The organism is Streptosporangium sandarakinum, assembly GCF_050942225.1.
GTDB lineage: Bacteria > Actinomycetota > Actinomycetes > Streptosporangiales > Streptosporangiaceae > Streptosporangium > Streptosporangium nondiastaticum.
In genome coordinates this window covers 3,471,250-3,489,280 of record NZ_CP192034.1, presented here as the reverse complement: position 1 = coordinate 3,489,280, position 18,031 = coordinate 3,471,250, and the positions used below count along the sequence as shown (strand labels likewise).

The window sequence follows — 18,031 nt, the reverse complement described above, 5'->3', positions numbered from 1 at the left end:
GCGGACATGGGCGCCATGAAGCACATGGCGTTCGACCGGCCGGTGCTGGGGCGCACCCCCGGGCTGGTGTTCTGGCGGCTGCTGGGGACGGGCCGGGGCGCGTCGATGAGCCTGGGCGCCGACCTGCGCCGCTGGGCGCTGCTGGCGGTCTGGCGGGAGGAGGCGGCCCTGGACGGCTTCCTGGCCGGCTCGCCGGTGACGGCGCGCTGGCGCGCGGAGGCGCTGGAGTCGTGGCGGGTACGGCTCCGGCCGCTGTCGTCGCGCGGCCGGTGGGGCGGTGCCGACCCGTTCGGCCTCCCGCCCGGGGCGGCGTCGGACCGCCGGGACGGCGGGCACCCGAGACCGGCACCGGACGAAACCGGCCGGGCGGACGCCGGACATCCGGAACCGGCACCGGACGGAACCGGCCGGGCGGACGCCGGGTGCCCGGGACCGGACGCGGGCGCCTCCGGGCCCCGGAGCGGGCCGGTCGCGGTGCTGACCCGGGCGGCGATCCGGCCCTCCCGGCTGGTGGCGTTCTACCGGTCGGTCCCCCGGGTGGACCGCCTGCTGGCGGAGCAGGAGGGGTGCCTGGCCTCGGTCGGCGTCGGCGAGTGGCCGCTGGCCCGCCAGGCGACGTTCTCCCTGTGGCGGGACGCGGACGCGGTGCGCGACTTCGCCTACCGGGGGGCGGCGCACCGGCGGGTCATCGGGCGGACGCGGGCCGAGAGCTGGTACTCGGAGGAGCTGTTCGCCCGGTTCGCCCCGTACGGCAGCGAGGGCGCCTGGAACGGCGTCGATCCCCTGGCCGGGCACGGCGGCCCCGGCCGCCTCTGACCTGAGGCGGCCGGTGGAGCCGGTCAAATGACCGGCTCCACCGCCAGGTGGTCGCCGACGCGGTCGGTGACGCCGCCGTCGGCGAGGTCGCGCGCGACGGCGCAGGCCCGGGCGATCGTGGCCGCCCGGGACGCGCCGTGCGCGACCACGACGGTGCCGGTGAGGCCGAGCAGCGCGGCACCGCCGTGGGTCTCGGGGTCGTAGCGGCGGGCCACCTCGCGCAGCGCCTCGGGCGTCGCGGCACCGGTCCGCGCCACCAGGGAGAGCGTGGCGCGGACGGAGCCCTCGACGTTCTTGAGCACGACGTTGCCGGTGAAGCCGTCGGTGACGACCACGTCGGTCGTCCCGGCCAGCACGTCGTGGCCCTCGACGTTGCCGTGGAAGCGCAGCGGCAGGGCCGGCAGCAGCTCCCCCGCCCGCCGGGTCAGCCGGTTGCCCTTGCCCGGCTCGGAGCCGATCGACAGCAGGCCCACGGACGGGTCGGCCACGCCGAGCACGAGCCGGGCGTAGGAGGCGCCGAGCAGCGCGAACTGGGCGACCATCTCGGGGGTGGGATCGGAGGTCGCCCCGGCGTCGATCAGCACGGTCGCGCCGGCCGTCGTGGGCAGGGCGATCGCCAGGGCCGGGCGCAGCACGTTCGGGGCGCGGCCGATGCCCCGGATGGCGCACGAGACGACCGCGCCGGTGGAGCCGGCCGACACCAGCGCCGAGACCGTGCCCTGCCGTACGAGCTGGCAGGCGACACCGAGGCTGGAGGTGGCGGAGATCGCGGAGGCGGCGGTGCTGACGGCTCCGGCGCCCCGCTCGGCCATGGGGACGACGTCCTCGGCGTGCACCACGCCGACCTCGCCGACGGCGCCGTGGCGTGCCAGCTCGCGGCGGATCTCCCCGGCGCGGCCGACGAGCACGACGGGGCCGCCGGGCTCGCGCGTGGCCGGGACGGCCCCGCCGACCGTCTCGGCCGGTCCGTGGTCTCCGCCCATGGCGTCGACGGCAACAGGCTGGGGCATCGCGTTCTCCTCCGCGAGGGTGTGATGTCGGTGTCCGGCTCGGCGGGCGGTGGCGCCGGGTCCGGGGCGGACCCGCTCCACCGGCGCCACCCGGGTCGGGGTGGTCACCCGGCTCGGGGTGCTCACCCGGTTCGGGGGCGGCCGCCCGGCCCGGGGCGCCCCGGTTCAGGGTGCCCGTACGGTGACCCGGCGTTCGGCCCGGTCCGCGGCGGACGCCGCGAGCAGGTGCCGGGTGAAGATCGCCACCCTGCGGCGGCGGGGCACGGCCACGCGGGTGCGCAGCACGTCGTGGCCGGCGGCCTCGATCCGGTCGAGGATGCCGCCGTACAGCTCGTAGGCCGCGCGGATGCACGGCCGTGACGAGGGGATGAGCAGGTCGATCCCCTCCAGCGCGAGGCGGTAGTGGGCGTGCGCCCGCCCCGCCTCGAAGGCCAGCAGTTCACGCAGGGCGGGGGTGGGGGCGGGCCGCCGCAGGTCGTCGACGGACACGCCGAACCTGTCGAGGTCCTCCAGCGGCAGGTAGACCCGGCCGCGGGCGATGTCCTCGGCGACGTCGCGCAGGAAGTTGGTGAGCTGGAAGGCCAGGCCGAGCTGGCGGGCGGGCTCGCGGGCCTTCTCGGCGGCGCCGGGCAGGGCCTCCAGGACGGGCAGCATCATCGTGCCGATGACCGCGGCCGAGCCCTCCATGTAGTCGAGCAGGTCGGCGTAGGTGGCGTAGCGGGTGACGGTCAGGTCGGCCCGCATCGACCGCAGGAAGGCGTGGACGTCGGCGTGGTCGACGCCGAACGAGCGGACGGTCTGGGCGAACGCCGGCAGCACCGGGTCGTCCGCCGGCTCGCCGGCCAGCGCGGCGGCGGTCCGGTCGGTGAGGGTGTCCAGCGCGGCGGCCCGGTCGCCGGTCATGGTGAACGAGTCGACGATCTCGTCGGCGTAGCGGGCGAAGCCGTACAGGGCGTGGACGTGGGGGCGTTTCCAGGCGGGCAGCAGCAGGGTCGCCAGGTAGTAGGAGCGGCCGTGCCGCGCGTTGAGCCTGCGGCACAGCTCGTAGCTGCGGGTGAGGGTCATCGGGGGCTCTCCAGGATGCGTTCGGCGGCCAGCCGGCCGGAGATCAGCACCGGCGGCACTCCGACGCCCGGCGCGGTGTGCATGCCGGCGAAGTGCAGGCCGGGAACCCGCCTTGCGGCGCCGGCCGGACGGAACCAGGCGGTCTGGGAGAAACGGTGGTCCAGGGCGAAGGGGGTGCCGGCCGAGTGGCCGAGCCGCGCCCAGGCGGGCGGGTCGAAGCGGAGGCGGGGGCGGCCGGTCAGGTCGCCGTAGCCGAGGTCGGCCATCCTGGCCAGCAGGCGGTCCTCCAGCTTCGGGGCGAGGCGGTCCCAGTCGGCTCCGCCGTGCAGGTTGGGGGCGGGTTCCAGCACGGTCAGCGTGGCGTGGCCGGCGGGCGCGGCGGCGGTGTCGGTCGCGGGGTAGGTGACCAGCAGGCTGGGGTCGGGTTGCGGCCGTCCGGCGGCGAGGGCGGAGAAGGTCGAGCGCCACTCCCGGCCGAAGTGCAGGGTGTGGTGGGCCTGGCCGTCCAGCCGCCGGTCGAGGCCGACGTGCAGCACGACGCAGGAGGGCGAGTGGCGGGGACGGCGCAGCCGCCAGTCGCCCGCCGCCTTCGGCAGCAGGCCGTCGTGGGCGCCGGGCAGGTCGCAGGCGACCACGATGTGCCGGGCGGGGAGGCGCTCGCCGGTGTCGAGCAGGACTGCCGAGACGCCGTGCGGGCCGGTCTCCAGCTTCAGCGCCCGCGTGCCGTACCTGATCCGGGCGCCGGCCTTCTCCGCGGCGGCCGCCATGGCCTGCGGGATGGCGTGCATGCCGCCGTGCCGGGGGAAGAAGACGCCGCCGACGGTGTCCATGTGGGCGATGACCGCGTAGATGCCGAGGGCCCGCTGCGGGGACAGCCCGACGTAGAGGGCCTGGAAGGTGTGCGCCCTGACGAGGCGGTCGTCGGTGAGGTGGGCGCGCACCAGGCCGTCGAGCCGCCGGAAGCCGCCGAGCGCGGCCAGCCGGGCCAGGACCAGCGGCCGGACGAGGTGACGCAGCCGGGTCATGTCACGGTCGATGAAGGCGGGCCACTCGGCGGCGAACAGCTCACCGAGCCGGGCGCGGAACCGCCGGTAGCGGTCGGCCTCCGCCGCCCCGCACAGCGCGCGGACCTGCTCGATCATGGCGTCCTCGCCGGGGACCACGTCGAGGTGGGTGCCGTCGTGGTAGCGCATCCGGTAGTACGGGTCCAGCCTGCGCAGCGGCAGGCGGCTCTCCATGTCCTCCCCGGCCGCGGCGAAGGCGTCGGCCAGCACCTCCGGCATGGTCAGCACCGACGGCCCGGTGTCGAAGCGGTAGCCGTCCAGGCTCGCGGTCCCGCAGCAGCCGCCCGGCACGTCGCGGGCCTCGACGACCGTGACGTCACGCCCGGCGCCGGCCAGCCGCATCGCCGCGGCGAGACCGCCGAGCCCGGCGCCGATCACCACGATTCCGCCGGTCCCGCTCATCGGGCGCCCCCGGTCGTCACGGCCGGGCCCGCCGAGCGTCGTGGGACGCGGGGCCGGGAGCCCGGGTTCCGTCCGCCGGGCCGGCTCCCGGTCGCCGTGAGGGCCGGCGACCGCCTCACCGGGGGGACGGGGTCGTCCGTCCCGGGCGGCTCGCCGGTGCGGTGCTCGGTCTCGCGGGTGCCGGTGGCCATGGGCATCGCTCCTCTGCGTCGGTGAAGGTGACTTCGCGAACGGGAGCGTGTCCGGATGCGCCTTAACGACGAGGATTCGGTTCCCTCATCCGCCGGGGGCGGGACCGTCCGGTCTGGCGGCGCGCTCCTCCAGGAACGCCCTGCCCTCCTCCAGCAGGCCGCGCCGCACGTCGGAGTTCAGCCAGGCGTTCAGCTGGTCGGGGCTGGAGAAGCGGAACACCGCCATCCACGTGTTCTGCTCGCCGGAGCCGGGCGGATATGTCTCCATACGCTCGAATCCGGGAAAACGGCGGGCGGCCTCGTCGGTTCTCTCCTGCCATCGACGGTATTCCTCTTCACATCCCTTACGGACCCGCGAGGAGATCATGACAATGGCGCCGTCGCCGCTTTTCCTGCCACTCACGCTCGGTTCCACTCCGACAACTCTATGCAGTTCATCACGGAGAAGGAGGAGTGCGACACACAAGGTGATGTGATCACCCGGGACGGATTCCCCCAATTCTTCTTCACGGTTCCCGGTGCCGAACCTCGCGGCGGCTCCTGCCGCGATCGAGCAGCCCCCACCCCGCACCCGACCGAGCCGTCGATCACGGCGATACGACCGTTGAACCGCGCGCTCGGCGGCCATGCCGCCGTGACATCGCGGAACGGGCCGGGCGACCCGTCCCGCGATGGGGATGGAGGCCCGTTCGGATCCGGGGTCCACACGGGCTCTCGGTCCGTACCGGTTCTAACCGGCCTGATCCCCCGGCGGCATGTAGGGGCTCTCCCCCTCGACCGTCTCCTGCGGCGCGACGCCGGTGGCCTCCTCCGGCCCGGAGGTCCCGTACGGTCTGCCGGTCCGCTCGTCGACGCCGCCCGCCCTTCGGCCCTTCTCGCGTTTCCGGGCCGCGAGCTTCTCCGGGCCGCGGGTCTCGCTGACGCCGACGCCCATCGGCCCCACGGGGGCGTGCTCGGTGGAGGAGATCCCCTCGCGCTCCGCCCGCGACACCTCCCGTTCTGGTCCCAGGCCCTCGGGCGGAGGCCCCCAGGCGCGGTTACCCGCCCGGACCACCTCCTCGCTCGCCCGGCCCACGGCCGGTGCGAAGCCGTGCCAGACGGTGCCGCCGGTGCCGTCGGACCCGCCGGAGCCGCCGTCGTCCCGTGCCGTGCCCGGCGCCGTGTCCGGTGCGGCACCTTGCCGCTTCTCGCGTGGTTTCTTCATGTCCGCCACCCCCGTGGGTCTCGGTTCTCAGTGGTCTTCCGGCGGGAGCCGTCAGCAGATCCTCGGCAGCGGGTCGCCGACCAGCAGGTCGACGATGCGGGTGCCGCCGAAGGACGTCCGCAGCAGCACCAGCCCCGGCGGGTCGTCGGCGATCCGCCCGATGACGGCCGCGCCGGAGCCGAGCGGGTCGGAGCGCAGCGCCGCGAGGGCGGCGTCCGCGGCCTCCCCGTCGACCACGGCGACCATCCGGCCCTCGCAGGCCACGTACAGCGGGTCGAGTCCCAGCAGCTCGCACGCCCCGCGTACGGCGGGCCGCACCGGGATCGCGTCCTCGTCGAGCACGACCGCGACCCCGGAGGCTCCGGCGATCTCGTTGACGACCGTCGCCACCCCGCCCCGGGTGGCGTCGCGCAGGCAGCGCACCCGGCCGTCGCCGCAGGCGGCCAGCAGCCGCTCGGTCAGCCCGTTGAGGGGCGCGGTGTCGGAGGCGAGGTCGGCCTGGATGTCCAGCTCACCGCGGGCGATCATGACGGTGACGCCGTGCTCGCCGATCGGCCCGGACACGATGACCGCGTCCCCGGGGCGGGCGGCGGCGGCGCTGAGCCGTACCGGGCGGTCCATCGTCCCCACCCCGGCGGTGGTGATGTAACAGCCGTCGGCCTTGCCTCTCTGGACGACCTTGGTGTCGCCGGTGACGATCCACACGCCGGCCGCCCGCGCCGCCGCCGCCATCGAGGCGGTCACGCGCCGCAGGTCGGCGACGGGGAAGCCCTCCTCGACGACGAAGGCCGCCGACAGGTAGCGGGGGCGCGCCCCGCACATCGCCAGGTCGTTGACGGTGCCGTTGACGGCCAGGTCGCCGATGTCGCCGCCCGGGAAGAACAGCGGCGTCACCACGAACGCGTCGGTGGTGAGGGCGAGGCCGTCGAAGACCGCGCCGTCCTCCAGGGGTTCCAGCAGCGGGTTGCGGAACTCCTCCAGGAACACCGCCTCGACGAGGGTGTGCGTCGCCTTGCCGCCCGCGCCGTGCGCGAGGGTGACGCGGTCCTCCCGGACGCGGGCGGGGCGGCGGCGCACCCGCTCGATGCGTTCCAGCACCAGCGCCTCGCGGTCCTGCTCCGCCCTCGCCTCGCCGGCGCCGGTGGTCGCGTCGGTGTTCACGTGCGGGTCGCCTCCCTGACCCGGTCCCGGGAGAACCGGCCGAAGTTGTAGTAGGCCGCGCAGGCGCCCTCCGACGACACCATGCAGGTGCCGATCGGCGTCTCGGGCGTGCACGCGGTGCCGAACACCTTGCACTCCCACGGTTTGAGCACGCCCTTGAGCACCTCGCCGCACTGGCACGCCTTGGGGTCGGCCACCCGCACGCCGGGAAGGTCGAAGATCCGTTCGGCGTCGAAGTCGGCGTAGCGTTCGCGCATCGCGAGCGCCGAGGAGGAGATGAACCCCAGGCCCCGCCACTCGAAGTACGGTCTCGGCTCCATCACCTCGTTGATGACGTCGAGGGCGCGGGCGTTGCCGTCCCAGGGCACGACCCGGGCGTACTGGTTCTCCACCTCGGCCCGCCCGGCGGCGAGCTGCTCCAGCAGCCGCAGGACCGTCTGCAGCACGTCGAGGGGCTCGAACCCGGCCACCACCAGCGGCTTGCCGTAGTCGCGGGCGATGAACCCGTACGGCCGGCACCCGATGACGGCCGAGACGTGGCCGGGCCCGACGAACCCGTCCAGCCGCAGGTCGGGCGAGTCGAGGATCGCCTTGATCGCCGGGATGATCATGACGTGGTTGCAGAGGACCGAGAAGTTGCCGATCCCCTCGGCCCGCGCGCGCAGGACGGTCATCGCGGTGGAGGGCGCGGTGGTCTCGAACCCGATGCCCATGAACACCACCCGCTTGCCGGGGTTGTCCCGGGCGATCCGCAGGGCGTCCAGCGGGGAGTAGACCATGCGGATGTCGGCGCCGCGGGCCTTGGCGTCCAGGAAGGAACCGCCGCCCCCGGGCACCCGCATCATGTCGCCGAACGACGTCATGATCACGTCCGGCCGCATGGCGACGTGGATCGCGTCGTCCACCCGTCCCATCGGGATCACGCAGACCGGGCAGCCCGGACCGTGCACGAGCGTGACGGCCTCGGGAAGGTGGTCCTCCAGCCCGTGCTTGTAGATGGCATGGGTGTGGCCGCCGCACACCTCCATGAACTTGTAGCGGCGGCCGGGCTCGCACAGCCCGGCGATCCGCGCGGCCAGCGCCCGCGCCCGGCCGGCGTCACGGTACTCGTCGACGAAACGCACCGGTCATCACCCCTGCTCGATCATGGATTCTCGGAGGGCCGCGATCTCCTCGTCATAGGCGTCGCCGATGCTTTCGAGGAAGTCGAGCGCGGCCCGCGCCTCGGCCTCGTCGATCTTCGACAGCGCGAAGCCGACGTGGATGAGGATCCAGTCGCCGGTCGCGAGGGGCTCACCCTCCAGCAGGCCGATGTTGATCGCGCGCCGTACGCCGCTGACGTCGACCATGGCCAGGTCAGGCCGGTCGGTCAGGATTTCCGCGATCTCCCCCGGGATTCCCAGGCACATGGGTGGCCTCCGCCATCTGGATGGATTCGAGGACGAGGTCGTCGCCGCCCTCCATGTCGAGGTCGACGCCACCGCACTCCGGGCAGGTGGCGTAGGGGTCGAGGGACGCGGCCGTCTGGCCGCAGGAGCGGCAGATCAGCTGCACGGGCACGACGACCAGGTCGACGTGGGCCCCCTCGGCGGCCGACCCTCCGGCGATCATGGCGAACGCCTGGTTGATCATCGGTTCGGTGACCCGGAGCATGGCGCCCGCCTGCACCCGCGCCCGTTCCACCCTGCGGCCCCTGGCGCGTTTCTCCACCGCGCTGAGGATCGCCTCGGCGATCCCGAATTCGTGCATGTCCGCCTCACTGGTCTTGCCGGTCCCACCGGCCTTCACTGGTTGTCGCTGGTCCTCGCCGGTCCTCGCCGGGTGTCACATCCTGCGGATCCGCATGTAGCGCTTGAGGTCGGGAATCGACTGGTAGACCAGCACGCCGATCCCCACCAGGACGGCTCCGACGAACAGGCGTCTCAACACGGTCTCTCCTCCTTACGGCCGGCTACGGCGAGCGGGCGCTCACCGGTGCCGCGGCCATCTCCTGATGGACCAGGTCGGCGACCAGGTCCGCGGCCGCGCCGACGGCCGCGGCCACCGGCGGGCTCAGCTCCATGCCGGGCGACAGGTCGGCGGGCTCGCACCCGACGAGCAGCACCCGTCCGGTCCGGCCGCCGAGCGCGCCTGCCAGGGCCAGCACGGTCTCCGGGGTCATGTCGTGGGCGTCGAGGACCGGCCCGGACACCTCGCCGGGCGTGGGTTCCAGGACGTACAGCGTGCCGGGCGGGCCGCCGCGGGCCACGGCGTCGACGAGGATCGCGGTGTCGTGGCCGCCGCCGGTGAGCTCGTAGGCGAGGTGGACGCCGCGGATGCCGAAGTCGGCCACCGAGACCCCGGCGGGCAGGTCGCGTTCCGCCAGACGCGCGGCCACCGCGACGCCGAACCCGTCGTCGCCGAGGAAGACGTTCCCGACGCCCGCGACGAGGATGCCGCTCATGGGGCGTCCCGCCTCTCCGGCGCGTCCGCCGCGTCCCTCATGTCCCCCGCGGCCTTCATGTCCCCCGCGGCCTTCATGTCCCTCGCGGCCTTCATGTCCCTCGCGTCCGTCCCGGCGCCGGGGCCGTCCGCCGGGCCGGGGGCGTCGAGCGGTTCGATCTCGTCGGGGGCGAAGTAGAGGAAGCGGCCGTGAGAGCGGTGCAGGTCGGCGCCGGGGTCGTCGTCCAGGGTGACCGCCAGGTGACGCGCCCCGTCGAGGTCGGTGAGCACGGCCTCCACCCGGGCGGTCCGGCCGGCCAGGAACATGTCGTGGGCGTCGGCGCGCCGCCTGCCCGGTGCCAGCCGTACCCGGCTGCCCCTGGCGACCTCCACCCCGGCGACGGACACGGCGTCGGTCTCCGGCGAGGAGCCGGGCCCGGCGGCGAGGTCGCTCCAGAAGGCGTCCCCGGGTCCGTCCCAGGGCGCGGCGCCGGGGTTCGCGGTGCCGGGCACGGGATCCGGCGGAGGCTCCGCGCGTGAACCGGCCGGGGACGCGCCCTCCTCCGGAGCGGCGCCGGGGCCGGCCGCCGAGCCCCAGCGGGGCGCGGTGCCGCCGCGGGCGGGTGTCTCCAGGTGGCGGATCGCGCCGTGCAGCCGTTCGGCCAGCTCCGGTGGCAGGGTCGCCACCATGTCGAGGAGCCGGGCCGCCCGGGGGTCGGTCGCACGGGCCTGCCGCCGCTCCTCCTCGGTGAGGGTGAGCGTGCGCAGGTGCAGCATCTCGTCGATCTCGGTGGCGTCGAACATGTCGCCCGGGCTCTCCGGGGCGGTGTCCGGGTAGTCGTAGAGGATGATCGGCGACGACAGCAGCACGTCGCGGTGGCCGGGCTCGCCGACGAGGACGGGCCAGGTGCGCTCGTTGCGGCAGGTCTCGGCGGCGGGCCGGGCCCATTCGGGCGGGTCGAGCAGGGAGACGAACGCGCCGCCGGTCACCCCGATGATCAGGTGGGCCGAGATCAGCGAGCGGCGCAGCGCCTGCTCGCGGGTGGCGTCCGGGTCGTCCCAGCCGGTGACGTTCTCCACCCTCACACTCAGCCGGACGAGGTCGTACGGCCCCGCCACCCGCTCGGCGCGGGCCCGCACGACGGCGTGCAGCGGCAGATGCTCGCGGACGACGCGGCCCCGGGCCTGGCCGGACGGCCCGGTGATCGCCTCGACGGACCGGTCCCCGGGCAGGCGCACGTCGGCGGCGCGTTCGCCGTCGAGCAGTTCGGCGACGGGGAAGGCCACCTCCGTCTCGCGCTCGGTGGCCTCCTCGAAGGACAGGTAGGTCGTCACCCCTCCCGGCGCCCCGGCACCCGCCGTCCCCGGGTCCGTCTCCCCGACCGTCTCCAGGCTCGGAACCCCGTCCGGAACCCCGCCCGCCGCACCGGTTCCCGGCGTGGCCGGTCCGGCCGTCTCGACGGTCAGCTCGGCGACGGGCCGGTGGCCGCCGTCCTCGGCCCGTTCGACGAGGCGGGTCCTGACGTGCAGGAACCTCAGCCGCAGCCGTACCTCGGCGTCGTCGGCGCGTTCCAGCAGGCATTCGGTCACGCTGGAGGAGTGCTCGCAGGTGGTGTCGAACCCCGGCGGCACGAGCACCCCGAACTGCCAGCGCATCCGGTTCTTGGCGGCCGACGCCCGGTAGGGGTAGAGCAGGTAGCCCTCGTACAGCACCGCGTCGGCGACCCGGCGGGCGATCTCCATGGGAGCGGTCATCACCGGCTCTCCTCCAGCAGTAGTTCCACGGCCTCGTCCCAGGTGGCCAGGGCGCGTTCGGTCTTGAGGCGGCGCAGGGCCCGCAGCGTGCCGCGGTTCAGCCGCAGCCATCCGCTGTCCGGGAAGTAGCGGTCCATCAGCTCCCGCCACACCCCGACCGGCAGCCGGTGGCGGGCCTCCCGGTGCCAGGGGATCTGGGTGACCGAGAAGCCGTTCCCGGCGCGGGCGAAGACCGTGCCGCCGAACAGCAGGATCAGCGGGATCTCGCCGTCCTCCAGCGCGGCGAAGTACTTGCCCGCGGCCACCTCCAGGTCGTAGCTGCAGGGCACGGGCAGGTCGATCTCGGTGACGCCGCGGAAGGCGGGGACGGTGGCCGAGACGGTCGCGAAGTGCAGGGGCTTGAGCGTGTCGCCCCACCGGGACGGGTCGCCGAACAGGTCGCCGAGCAGGTCCGCCTCCGCGGGGCCGTACCGCCGCAGGTGCGGCTCCACCCGGAGCTGGCACCGCAGCAGTACGGCGTGCACCCCGGCGGGCGACGGCTCGGTGACGCGCAGCCGGAAGACCAGCGTCGGGAAGGCCGCGTACGGCTCGGCCCGCGCGCCCAGGCAGGTGAAGGCGATCTCATCCACGGCCGCCCCCGTGTGACTCCGGGACACGGTGGCCGCGGCGGCGCAGGTCGGCGAAGAAGCCGTCGATGGCCCGCCAGACCTCCGGGCCGCCGTCGAAGCCCTTCCAGTGCAGCCGCACCAGGCCCACCAGGCGGTAGCAGGCGTCGATCGGCGCCAGGTGGCAGGTGAAGCCGCCCTCCGGGCGGCGGTCCACCAGCAGCGCCTCGACGTCGGGCAGCACGCCGGCCATCGCCGGGCAGGCCGACAGGACCCGTTCCCAGGTGTCGTGCGGCAGCAGGGACTCGGTGGCCCCGGCGGGGCTGGGATAGCAGGCGACGATCCGGCCGAGCGCCGAGTTGCGGAAGAAGAACGCGGTGCGCACCGGGATCCGCATCTCCTCCCAGTCGGCCTCGGTCAGGGGGAACGAGGGCGCGTGCAGGTGGCGGCGCGGCACCCCCCGGTAGCGCCGCCGCGAGTCGCCGTCGTGGGAGAACAGCAGGTGGCAGCCGGCGCAGGAGCACAGCAGCGCCCGGGTCTCCAGGTTCACCACGTGCCCGTGGTCCTCCCCGGCCACCTCGCCGCACAGCTCGCACCGGGGCGCGGCTTCGGTGTCCCGCGTCCGGAACCGGCGCAGCCCGGTGGCCGCCGTCATGACGCTCCCCCGCCCGCGGCGGCCGGGCGGCGGCCGATCTGCAGCAGGGGCGACCGGCCCGCCGCCGGGTCGCCGGCCTCGGTGATCTCGACGCGCGCCGCCTCCGGCACGGCCAGCGTCACGGCGTCCTCCACGGCGCGCAGCAGGGCGCGCCGGGAGGAGGGGCAGCCGTGACCGGCGCCCGTCAGGCGGAGCCGTACGACGCCCGTCTCGTCCACGCCGAGCAGCTCGGCCTTCTCCTCGCGGCCGGCCAGGGCCCGTTCCAGGGCGGCGGCGGCGCGTTCGGCGGCGCCGAGCGGGTGCAGGTCGTGCAGGATGAGCAGGCCGGAGACGAGGTCGTCGCCGGTCAGGCGGTGCAGCACGTCGGCGGCCCCGGCCTCCACGACGGCCTCGACGACGCGTTCCAGGCCGGCGCCGTACAGCTCGACGAGGGCGCGGACGAGTTCCTCGGCCCTGGCGCGTGTCGCGGGGTCGGCGTGCGCGCCGAGGTCGGCGAGCAGCGCCTCGACGCGCTCGCCGGCCGCCTGGACCTCCCGCCCCCGGGACCCGCCCGCCCGGACGCCGCGGGCGCCGGGCCCGTCGGTCCGGACGTCGCGGGCTCCGGATCCGTCGGTCCGGACGTCGCGGGCTCCGGGTCCGTCGGCGGGCGGCCCCGCCCCGGGCCGCCGCCCGGTGGCCGCCGGGCCGGTCATGCCGGGCCGAAGGCGTGCGGGCTGTGCAGCTTGCGCAGCTCCTTGCCGCCGCCGAGGTACATGTGGACCCCGCACGGCAGACACGGATCGAAGCTGCGCACGGTGCGCATGATGTCGATGCCCTTGAAGTCCTCCGGCCGGTTCTCCTCGAAGATCGGGGTGTTCTGCACCGCGTCCTCGTACGGGCCGGGTGTGCCGTAGGAGTCGCGGACGCTGGCGTTCCACGGGGTGGGCGGGTAGGGGTGATAGTTGGCGATCTTCCCGTTCCTGATCACCATGTGGTGCGACAGCAGGCCCCGGACCGCCTCGGTGAACCCGCAGCTGATCGCCTCCTCCGGCACCTCGAAGGGCGTCCAGGTCTGGGTGCGCCCGGCGCGGACCTCGGCCAGCCCCTGCTCGGCGAAGTGCAGCGCGCAGGCCGCCGCGTACGCCTGGAAGTAGGAGCGGGCCCGGTTGCGCTCCAGCGCGTTGGACAGCGGCTGCCCGTTGTGGGTGGGGATGGTCCACTCCAGCGTCTTCTCCGGGCGCGTGGCGGTCTTCGGCAGGTTGATCTGCACGCTGTGGCCGGTGGCCTTGACGTAGCCGATGTCCACCCGCCCGGACAGGGCGGTGGACCACAGGCGGGCGAGGGGGCCGCCGCCGGTGTCCAGCGGGAGCATGTCGGCGCCGTCGAACCAGCGCGGCGACATCACCCAGCTGTACTTGCCGGTGAAGTCGCGCTTCTGCGGATGGGGAATGGTGTGCTGGTTCCACGGGTGCCGGATGTCGACGGGGTTGCCCAGCGGGTCGTGGGTGACGAACGGCTCCTGCCCGGCCCAGTCGTCGTAGTAGGAGCTGCCCAGCAGGATACGGATGCCGAGGTTGATGTCGACGAGATCGTTGGTGACCAGGCGGCCGTCCACGATCACGCCGGGGGTGACGAACATCCGCCGGCCCCAGTCGCTCATGGTGCGGTAGTCGAAGTCGCAGTGCTCGGGGTCGTTGAAGCTGCCCCAGCAGCCGAGCAGCACCCGGCGGCGGCCGACCTCCTCGTATCCGGGGAGCGCCTGGTAGAAGAAGTCGAACAGGTCGTCGTGCATGGGCACGACCCGTTTGAGGAACTCGACGTAGCGCGTCAGCCGGATGAGGTAGTCGGTGAACAGCTGCACGGTGGCGACCGTGCCGACCCCGCCGGGATACAGGGTGGAGGGGTGCACGTGCCTGCCCTCCATCAGGCAGAACATCTCCCGGGTGACCCGGCTCATGGCCAGGGCCTCGCGGTAGAACTCCCCCTCCAGCGGGTTGAGGGAGCGCATGATGTCGGCGATGGTGCGGAAGCCGTGGTCGGCGGCGTGCGGAGCCTCGGTGTTCTCGGCCAGCGCGAGCACGCCGGGGTTGGTCTCGCGCACCATCTTCTCGCAGTAGTCGACCCCCACCAGGTTCTCCTGGTAGATGTTGTGGTCGAACATGTACTCGGCGGCCTCGCCGCAGTTGATGATCCACTCTCCCAGCGCCGGAGGGCGGGCGCCGTAGGCCATGTTCTGGGCGTAGACCGAGCAGGTGGCGTGGTTGTCGCCGCAGATGCCGCAGATCCGGCTGGTGATGAAGTGCGCGTCGCGGGGGTCCTTGCCCTTCATGAAGATGCTGTAGCCGCGGAAGATCGACGACGTGCTGTAGCACTCGGCGACCTCCCGGTTGGCGAAGTCGATCTTGCAGTAGATGCCGAGGCTGCCCACGATCCGGGTGATCGGGTCCCACGACATCTCCACCAGCTCCCGGCCGCCGGGCGGCACGGTCTCCTCCGTCTTGGGTGAGGTCTTCATACTCAGCTCCAGGGCGCCTTGTAACCGGTGAGCAGGGCGCGACCCTTGGTGCGCCACTTCGGTTCCTTGTCGACTGTCTTGAGGGTGATGTGGCGCAGGCCGCGCACGACGCCGCCGTAGACGCCGCTGGCCGTGGACGACACCCGCGCCCCGGGCGGTTCGTCCATGAACGGCATGAACTTGTCGGGGAAGCCGGGCATCGTGCAGGCGATGCAGATCCCGCCCACGTTGGGGCAGCCGCCGATGCCGTTCATCCAGCCGCGCTTGGGCACGTTGCACCGTACGACCGGCCCCCAGCAGCCGATCTTCACCAGGCACTTCGACGAGCCGTACTCGACGGCGAACTGGCCCTGCTCGTAGTAGCCGGCCCGGTCACAGCCCTCGTGCACGGTCTGGCCGAACAGCCACGTCGGCCGCAGCGCCTCGTCCAGCGGGATCATCGGCGCCTGCCCGGTGAGCTGGTAGAGCAGGTACAGGATCGTCTCCGACAGGTTGTCCGGCTGGATGGGGCAGCCCGGCACGTTGACGATCGGCAGCCCGGCCTTGGAACGCCAGTCCCAGCCGAGGTAGTCGGCGACGCCCATCGCGCCGGTCGGGTTGCCCGCCATGGCGTGGATGCCGCCGTAGGTGGCGCAGGTGCCGGCCGCCAGTACGGCGGTCGCCTTCGGCGCGAGGATGTCCAGCCACTCGCTGGTGGTCCGGGGCTGCCCGGTGGCCGGGTCGTTGCCGAACCCGCACCAGTAGCCCTCCTGCTTGATCGACTCGTTCGGGATGGAGCCCTCCACGACCAGCACGAACGGTTCCAGCTCGCCGCGCGCGGCCCGGAAGAACCACTCGATGAACACATCGGAGCCCTGCATCGGCCCGGACTCGAAGTCGATCAGCGGCCAGTGCACGGCCACCTTCGGCAGGCCGGGCAGCGCCCCCAGGGCGATCTCCTCGATGCTGGGCTGCGTCGCCGCGGTCAGCGCGACCGAGTCGCCGTCGCAGCTCAGCCCGGCGTTGATCCAGAGGATGTGGACGATCGGCTCCTCCTCCGGCTGTTCCGCCGCACCCTGTTTCCCCTGCCGTTCCTGGTCCGCCGGTGCCGTCATGCCGTCCTGCCTTCCCGGGGCTCCCCATGCCTCGATGCCGGTGGTCGATGGTGGTGGGGGAGGTCTCGTGCGGTGCGGATCATGACGTGTCTCCTCGGGCTCCTCGCGTTCCTCGTGCTCTCGTGTCCGGTTCGCCGTCAGCCGACGTTGCGGACCGGTGGGGCGGGGACGGCGCCGAGGGCGTGCTGGGTCAGCTCCCACAGCACGTGGTAGACCGTCGTCTGCGCCTCCTGGATCCGGTGCACCGAGGAGGAGGGGATGACGAACAGGTAGTCCAGCAGCTCCAGCTCGGCCAGCCTGCCGCCCCTGTCGCCGGCCAGGGCGATGGTGAGCATGCCCTGCCGGGCCGCCTCCTCGAAGGCGCGCACGACGTTGGCGGAACCGCCGCTGGTGGTCAGGCCGAAGGCCATGTCGCCGCGCCGCCCGAGGGCGGCGAGCTGGCGGGCGAAGACGACGTCGAAGCCGACGTCGTTCGACAGGGCGGTCACCACGGCGACATCGCTGGTCAGCGACAGCGCCGGCAGGGACAGCCCGTGATCCGGGTGCAGGAACGCCGTCGCCACCTCCTGGGCGTCGGTGCTGCTGCCGCCGTTGCCGAAGGCGAACAGCCGCCCGCCGGCGGCGAACCGGATGGCCATCTCCCCGGCGCACTCGACGAGCTCGTCGGCCATCGACTCGGCCAGCTCCCGGCGCAACCGGACGATCTCGGCGGCCTTCTCGCCGGTGGAGCGCAGCGCCTCGGTCAGCACCGCGTCGAGGTCGCCCGGGCCCGGGTAGAGAAAGGGGTAGAGCCCGCCCATCCCCTCGGGCGGCTGGTCACCGGTGCTCATCGCCGTTTCCTCTCCTGGTCACCGTGTTCCCCGACGTCCGCCGATCACGGCGTCTCCGACCGCCGCCTCTCCGGCGGTCGCGTCTCCGGTCGCCGCGTCCCGGGTCACCGCGTCCCTGACGGCCGCGTCCCCGGTCGCCGCGTCCCTCATCGCGTCCCCGGTCATGGCGTCCCCGGTCGCCGGGTCTCCCGGCGCCCGCCGATGCCTGCCGACGACCGCGATGGCCTCCCCCGCGTGGACGAGGACGGTGTCGCCCTCGGCCGCGTCCACCAGGGCCACGCTCACCTCCGTGGTCACCGGGCCCGCGCCGGCGACGGCCAGCCCGCCGTACCTGATGCGGATCACCCGCATCGGCACGGCCTCGTCCGCGCACGTGACGCACGGTCCGGTGTCGCAGCAGCCGTCCTCGCCGCTCATCCTGTCTCCTTTCCGCCGAGCAGGCCGGGCCGGTCATGGAAGACGTGGACCAGCTCCCACAGCACGTGGTAGACGGTGACGTGGATCTCCTTGACCACCGCCGGGTCGTCGGAGGCGGCGATCAGGATGTGCTCGGCCGCCCGCTCCCGCACCACGGCTCCGCCGTCGCCGCCGACGAGGGCGAGGGTGAACAGGCCCAGCGCCCCGGCCTCCTGGAGGCCGCGCAGGACACCCGGGCAGTCGCCGTCGCGGGAGATCCCGAGCGCCATGTCGGCCGGGTCGGCCCAGCGGCGCAACTGGTGGGCGAACGACTCTGCGGGCCCCTCCCGGGCGCTCACCCCGCTGACGGTGGCGGCGTCGTTGCTGAGGGCCAGGGCGGGCAGTGCCTTCTTGCCCATGATGACCGGGTGCATGAACTCGACCGCGATGTGGGCCGCATCGGTGCCGCCCCCGCCGCTGCCGAACACGATCAGCTTCCCGCCGCGATGGAACCGGTCCGCCATCTCCCGGCACGCGCGGGCGATGCGCAGGGAGTCCTCCGCGAGAGCGTGACCGGCGGAGTCCCTGCGGGCGAAGGCCTCGCTGACGGCCAACTGCATGGTCGATGTCACTGGCATGTGAACGCTCCGTTATTTACGGTAGTCGTCAGATTACGTTCCGTGTTCGGCGAATCGACACCTTCGACGCCACAAAGCGGAGTAAAGATCTGATCACTCGCCCAACCGCCCGCGGTGGCCGCCGGCGGCGGGGATTCGCCGGGATTCCCGTATCCCGCGGGGTTCCCGCCCTTGGTGATGATCAACGTTCCCCGTTATCGTCTCGCAGTGGGGTCGTCTCGCGGCGGGGC

21 protein-coding genes are annotated in these 18,031 nt (G+C 73.7%); 1 reads left to right on the top strand and 20 read right to left on the bottom strand.

What is annotated here, in order from left to right:
- Positions 1–6: 6 nt before the first annotated feature.
- Positions 7–816: a spheroidene monooxygenase gene (locus ACQP10_RS15970; protein ID WP_433541630.1), complete on the top strand. Its 810-nt coding sequence runs from the start codon at positions 7–9 to the stop codon at positions 814–816.
- 23 nt (positions 817–839) lie between these two features.
- Here the strand turns inward: ACQP10_RS15970 and ACQP10_RS15965 are convergent, their stop codons facing one another.
- The 20 genes from ACQP10_RS15965 to ACQP10_RS15870 form a co-directional block, all read right to left on the bottom strand.
- Positions 840–1,826 (bottom strand): phosphate acyltransferase, encoded by a 987-nt coding sequence (locus tag ACQP10_RS15965; protein ID WP_433541629.1) that lies wholly within the window; start codon positions 1,824–1,826, stop codon positions 840–842.
- A 165-nt stretch (positions 1,827–1,991) separates the two neighbouring features.
- Positions 1,992–2,891, bottom strand: coding sequence for a phytoene/squalene synthase family protein (locus tag ACQP10_RS15960; RefSeq protein WP_179817768.1), 900 nt, complete (start codon positions 2,889–2,891; stop codon positions 1,992–1,994).
- Entirely contained in the window at positions 2,888–4,357 is a 1,470-nt protein-coding gene (crtI, locus tag ACQP10_RS15955) for a phytoene desaturase family protein (RefSeq protein WP_433541628.1), read from the bottom strand. Before crtI ends, ACQP10_RS15960 begins: the two co-directional genes overlap by 4 nt.
- A gap of 276 nt (positions 4,358–4,633) precedes the next feature.
- Complete coding sequence (locus ACQP10_RS15950; protein ID WP_389995910.1) at positions 4,634–4,915, bottom strand: hypothetical protein; 282 nt, start codon at positions 4,913–4,915, stop codon at positions 4,634–4,636.
- A 363-nt stretch (positions 4,916–5,278) separates the two neighbouring features.
- The gene (locus ACQP10_RS15945) at positions 5,279–5,752 is read right to left on the bottom strand and encodes a hypothetical protein (protein WP_433541627.1); all 474 of its coding nucleotides are present in this window, start codon (positions 5,750–5,752) and stop codon (positions 5,279–5,281) included.
- A 51-nt stretch (positions 5,753–5,803) separates the two neighbouring features.
- On the bottom strand, positions 5,804–6,913 hold the full coding sequence (hypE, locus tag ACQP10_RS15940) for a hydrogenase expression/formation protein HypE (protein WP_312872862.1): 1,110 nt from the start codon (positions 6,911–6,913) through the stop codon (positions 5,804–5,806).
- Positions 6,910–8,037: a hydrogenase formation protein HypD gene (gene hypD, locus ACQP10_RS15935; protein ID WP_179817771.1), complete on the bottom strand. Its 1,128-nt coding sequence runs from the start codon at positions 8,035–8,037 to the stop codon at positions 6,910–6,912. Before hypD ends, hypE begins: the two co-directional genes overlap by 4 nt.
- 6 nt (positions 8,038–8,043) lie before the next feature.
- A complete protein-coding gene (locus ACQP10_RS15930; RefSeq protein ID WP_386149352.1) occupies positions 8,044–8,322 on the bottom strand; it encodes a HypC/HybG/HupF family hydrogenase formation chaperone in 279 nt (92 codons plus the stop codon).
- Complete coding sequence (locus tag ACQP10_RS15925; RefSeq protein ID WP_179817773.1) at positions 8,270–8,662, bottom strand: hydrogenase maturation nickel metallochaperone HypA; 393 nt, start codon at positions 8,660–8,662, stop codon at positions 8,270–8,272. The genes ACQP10_RS15930 and ACQP10_RS15925 overlap by 53 nt, the downstream gene beginning before the upstream one ends.
- A gap of 75 nt (positions 8,663–8,737) precedes the next feature.
- Positions 8,738–8,842 carry a DUF6893 family small protein gene (locus ACQP10_RS15920; RefSeq protein ID WP_373287446.1) on the bottom strand — a complete coding sequence of 35 codons (105 nt, stop codon included), beginning with the start codon at positions 8,840–8,842 and terminating at the stop codon, positions 8,738–8,740.
- Positions 8,843–8,864: 22 nt separating this feature from the next.
- A complete protein-coding gene (locus tag ACQP10_RS15915) occupies positions 8,865–9,356 on the bottom strand; it encodes a hydrogenase maturation protease (protein ID WP_179817774.1) in 492 nt (163 codons plus the stop codon).
- Positions 9,353–11,089 (bottom strand): hypothetical protein, encoded by a 1,737-nt coding sequence (locus tag ACQP10_RS15910; RefSeq protein ID WP_433541626.1) that lies wholly within the window; start codon positions 11,087–11,089, stop codon positions 9,353–9,355. The genes ACQP10_RS15915 and ACQP10_RS15910 overlap by 4 nt, the downstream gene beginning before the upstream one ends.
- Positions 11,089–11,718 (bottom strand): DUF6084 family protein, encoded by a 630-nt coding sequence (locus tag ACQP10_RS15905; protein ID WP_433541625.1) that lies wholly within the window; start codon positions 11,716–11,718, stop codon positions 11,089–11,091. The genes ACQP10_RS15910 and ACQP10_RS15905 overlap by 1 nt, the downstream gene beginning before the upstream one ends.
- The gene (locus tag ACQP10_RS15900) at positions 11,711–12,349 is read right to left on the bottom strand and encodes a DUF5947 family protein (protein ID WP_389995646.1); all 639 of its coding nucleotides are present in this window, start codon (positions 12,347–12,349) and stop codon (positions 11,711–11,713) included. The genes ACQP10_RS15905 and ACQP10_RS15900 overlap by 8 nt, the downstream gene beginning before the upstream one ends.
- Positions 12,346–13,041: a NifU family protein gene (locus ACQP10_RS15895; protein WP_389995643.1), complete on the bottom strand. Its 696-nt coding sequence runs from the start codon at positions 13,039–13,041 to the stop codon at positions 12,346–12,348. Before ACQP10_RS15895 ends, ACQP10_RS15900 begins: the two co-directional genes overlap by 4 nt.
- The gene (locus tag ACQP10_RS15890; protein ID WP_433541624.1) at positions 13,038–14,843 is read right to left on the bottom strand and encodes a nickel-dependent hydrogenase large subunit; all 1,806 of its coding nucleotides are present in this window, start codon (positions 14,841–14,843) and stop codon (positions 13,038–13,040) included. The genes ACQP10_RS15895 and ACQP10_RS15890 overlap by 4 nt, the downstream gene beginning before the upstream one ends.
- 2 nt (positions 14,844–14,845) lie before the next feature.
- The gene (locus tag ACQP10_RS15885; protein ID WP_346023410.1) at positions 14,846–15,937 is read right to left on the bottom strand and encodes a hydrogenase expression protein HypE; all 1,092 of its coding nucleotides are present in this window, start codon (positions 15,935–15,937) and stop codon (positions 14,846–14,848) included.
- A 137-nt stretch (positions 15,938–16,074) separates the two neighbouring features.
- Positions 16,075–16,767, bottom strand: a complete 693-nt coding sequence (locus ACQP10_RS15880) for a D-sedoheptulose-7-phosphate isomerase (protein ID WP_179817780.1) — start codon at positions 16,765–16,767, stop codon at positions 16,075–16,077.
- Between the two features lie 18 nt (positions 16,768–16,785).
- Positions 16,786–17,184, bottom strand: coding sequence for a HypC/HybG/HupF family hydrogenase formation chaperone (locus tag ACQP10_RS15875; protein WP_346023409.1), 399 nt, complete (start codon positions 17,182–17,184; stop codon positions 16,786–16,788).
- Entirely contained in the window at positions 17,181–17,801 is a 621-nt protein-coding gene (locus tag ACQP10_RS15870; RefSeq protein WP_179817782.1) for a D-sedoheptulose-7-phosphate isomerase, read from the bottom strand. Before ACQP10_RS15870 ends, ACQP10_RS15875 begins: the two co-directional genes overlap by 4 nt.
- Between the last annotated feature and the right edge of the window lie 230 nt (positions 17,802–18,031).